The sequence below is a fragment of the Chitinophaga sp. genome, assembly GCF_036569125.1.
In the GTDB taxonomy this organism is placed as follows: domain Bacteria; phylum Bacteroidota; class Bacteroidia; order Chitinophagales; family Chitinophagaceae; genus Chitinophaga.
This window is the reverse complement of sequence record NZ_DATCRF010000348.1, coordinates 1-2,801: the sequence shown is the minus strand read 5'-3', so window position 1 is coordinate 2,801 and position 2,801 is coordinate 1. Positions and strand designations below refer to the sequence as shown.

2 protein-coding genes are annotated in these 2,801 nt (G+C 49.7%); both read right to left on the bottom strand.

Annotated elements, in window-relative coordinates:
• Positions 1–606, bottom strand: a 606-nt coding sequence (locus VIM87_RS12835) for a SusD/RagB family nutrient-binding outer membrane lipoprotein (protein ID WP_331997379.1), incomplete at its 3' end; no start/stop codon positions are given.
• A 19-nt stretch (positions 607–625) separates the two neighbouring features.
• The coding region (locus tag VIM87_RS12830; RefSeq protein WP_331997378.1) for a TonB-dependent receptor domain-containing protein at positions 626–2,801 on the bottom strand (2,176 nt) is incomplete at its 5' end.

Sequence of the window (2,801 nt, the reverse complement as noted above, 5' to 3'; positions counted from 1 at the left end):
CCATTTTTTGGTATCGCCGCCATACATAATATCGTAGCTGCCGAAAACATTTGCGCCATTCAGCGCTTTAAGATTAGTCACCGCAGAATCCAGGCGTTTGAACATATCCTCATAGATCTTGTCCTGCGGATCATACGGGATGGCTGTGCTGCTTTCTCCCGCATGGAAGTAAGGCACCGGGCCATAATAATCCGTAAGGCGGTGAAACACGTACACATACATGATATTGGCCAGCGCATATTCACCGGAAGTGGCCTGTGTATTTTCAAAAATAGTTTGCAGCTGTGGCAGGGTGAGCACATACGTTACAATACCGGGGCGGGATAGCCAGGTATCATTCAGCGCATACCGGTCAGTAGTAAAGCTGGTAGTGGTAAGCGCATAATATTGTGCATACAGGTCCGGCATAAGAATGGAAATGGTTTGGTAATAAGAGCGCTGTATAGTGGCGGCCGATTGTGCCCTGGAAAACATGAACGGCAGCTCCGTAGGCCCGGCCTCCGTGATCTTGGCCGGGTTGGTATTAATATCGCTGAAATTTTTGGTACAGGCTGTAAAGGATACCGCGAATGCTATTAACAGGAAGAAAATATTTTGCTTGTTCATAAGATCGCTTTAAGAGAATTTAGAATGACACACCAACATTTAATCCATAGCTGCGGGTACCTGGCAGCAGGCCGCTTTCAATACCCTGGTAATTACTGCTGCCAATAGCTACCTCCGGATCAACCGGTATGGTGCGTTTGCCTATGCCCGGTATATCCATCAGGGATTTGCCTTTGTACAGGAAGAACAGGTTCCTGCCGGTGAGGGATACACGCACACGTTTTACCAATGTCTGATCAAAGTTCCAGTCGTATGAAAGCGATAGCTCGCGTAAGCGGAAGTTAGTGGTGCTGTAAGCAAAGAAACCTGCATAACCTGTACGGCCGCCCTGTGATACGGACGACCAGAGCTGTTCTGCACTCACGGCTTTTGCATTGGGCGTACCATCTGCCATTACACCGGGTAATATTAAACCGCCTTCACGGTACTTTGTAGTGTAATCAGCAATCCCAAAATAAGCCATCATTGCATCGGTACCGGATACCAGTATACCGCCCACACGGCCATCCAGCAGGAAGGAGAGCGTGAGCTTTTTATACTGCAGCTGGTTGTTCCAGCCAAGGGTGTAATCCGGGTTAAAGTTGCCGATCTTCTGCAGGGTGCTGATCACCGGCAGCCCGTTTGCATTTACCAGGTGCTGTCCTGTTTTTGCATCTTTGGCCCAGTCGTAATCATAAATATCGCCGTAGGAGCCGCCCGGTTTTATAAGCAGGCTGCCTAAACCGGTAGCGGTAGAGAGGCTGGCCTGGGTAACAGACGAGCTCAAAGAGATCACTTTGTTGCGGTTCAGCGCAAAATTCACACTGGTGCTCCAGCTAAGGTCTTTGGTTTGCACCGGTGTGGCAGACAACATAGCTTCTATGCCCTTGTTCTGGATATTACCGGCATTCACATACTGCTGGTTATACCCGGAGGCCTGTGGCAGGCCCAGGAAAATAAGCTGGTTAAAGGTATTGCTTTTATAAAACGTAGCATCCAGTCCTATGCGGCCATCCAGGAACTTCCATTCCAGACCCGCTTCCCAGGAACGTGTTTTTTCCGGTTTCAGGTTATTGATGTACTGCGTTACATCGCGCGACACAAAACCATTACCGGCGCCGGGGCTGTACGTATAGGTTTGTACCAGCAGGTACGGGTCCGCATCATTACCTACCTGCGTAAAAGAGCCACGCAGCTTTGCAAAGCTGATCCAGGCGGGCATTTGCACCATATCCGACAGGATGAGGGAAAGGCCGGCTGAAGGATAAAAATAACTATGCGGGGAAGGTAAGGTAGAAGACCAGTCGTTACGCGCGCTTACATCGGCATACAGCCATTTGCGGAAGCTCAGCTGCGCATTGGCATATACGGACTGGATCTCCTTATCAACAATAATGCTGGAAAAAGAAGGTGCTGTGGCAAAGTTCAGGTTAAAGTGGTTGGGAATGCTTAAACCATTGGCAAAGGATTGGGAGTTATAACCCTTTGAGCGCAGCACAGATGCACCCAGGTTATAGCTGATACCAATGTCTGAGCTGATATTGTTAGCGCCGGATAACAGCACATCCATATTGCGCTCCCAGTGGTTTACAAAGGCCTCCTGGTAGCGGCCACCGGCATTGGTGGTAATGGGCAGGGTGCCTGCAAAAAAGCTGCCGGTTATTTTATCATCATAACGGTCAAGGCTATACCGGCCCTGTAAGCTCAGCCAATCAGTGAACTGGTATTTGGCGGAGCCTACCAGCATTATACGGTTACGCTGCTCGCTTACATTGGTGCGGTACACATCCCAGTAAGGGTTCTGGAAAATGGAGGAGTTGGTCCAGTAAAAAGGCACCGGCTGCCCGTTGCTGCTGTTATAGTTCTCAAAGTGTTTTAAGGAATCGCCCGGCATATCACGCGGCATGATCAGCGCTTCGTTGGTAACGCCATTATCCCCTAACCGGGGCTTGTTGCGGATCTCCTGGCTTACGTAGGTGAGCTTTACATCTGTGGTTAGTTTGGGAATGATCTCCGTATTCAGGCGCAGGTTCAGCGTGTTACGGGTTAAGCCGTTCTCCGGCACAATACCGTTGTTATTGTTATAGGTGTAAGAGGCATAGCCACGCATTTTATCTGTACCGCCGGATACATTTACAGAATGATCTGTAGTAACACCGGTGCGGTAAAAGTCGCGCAGGTTACCGGCATAGGTAGTGGCAGGCGCACCGTAGCTC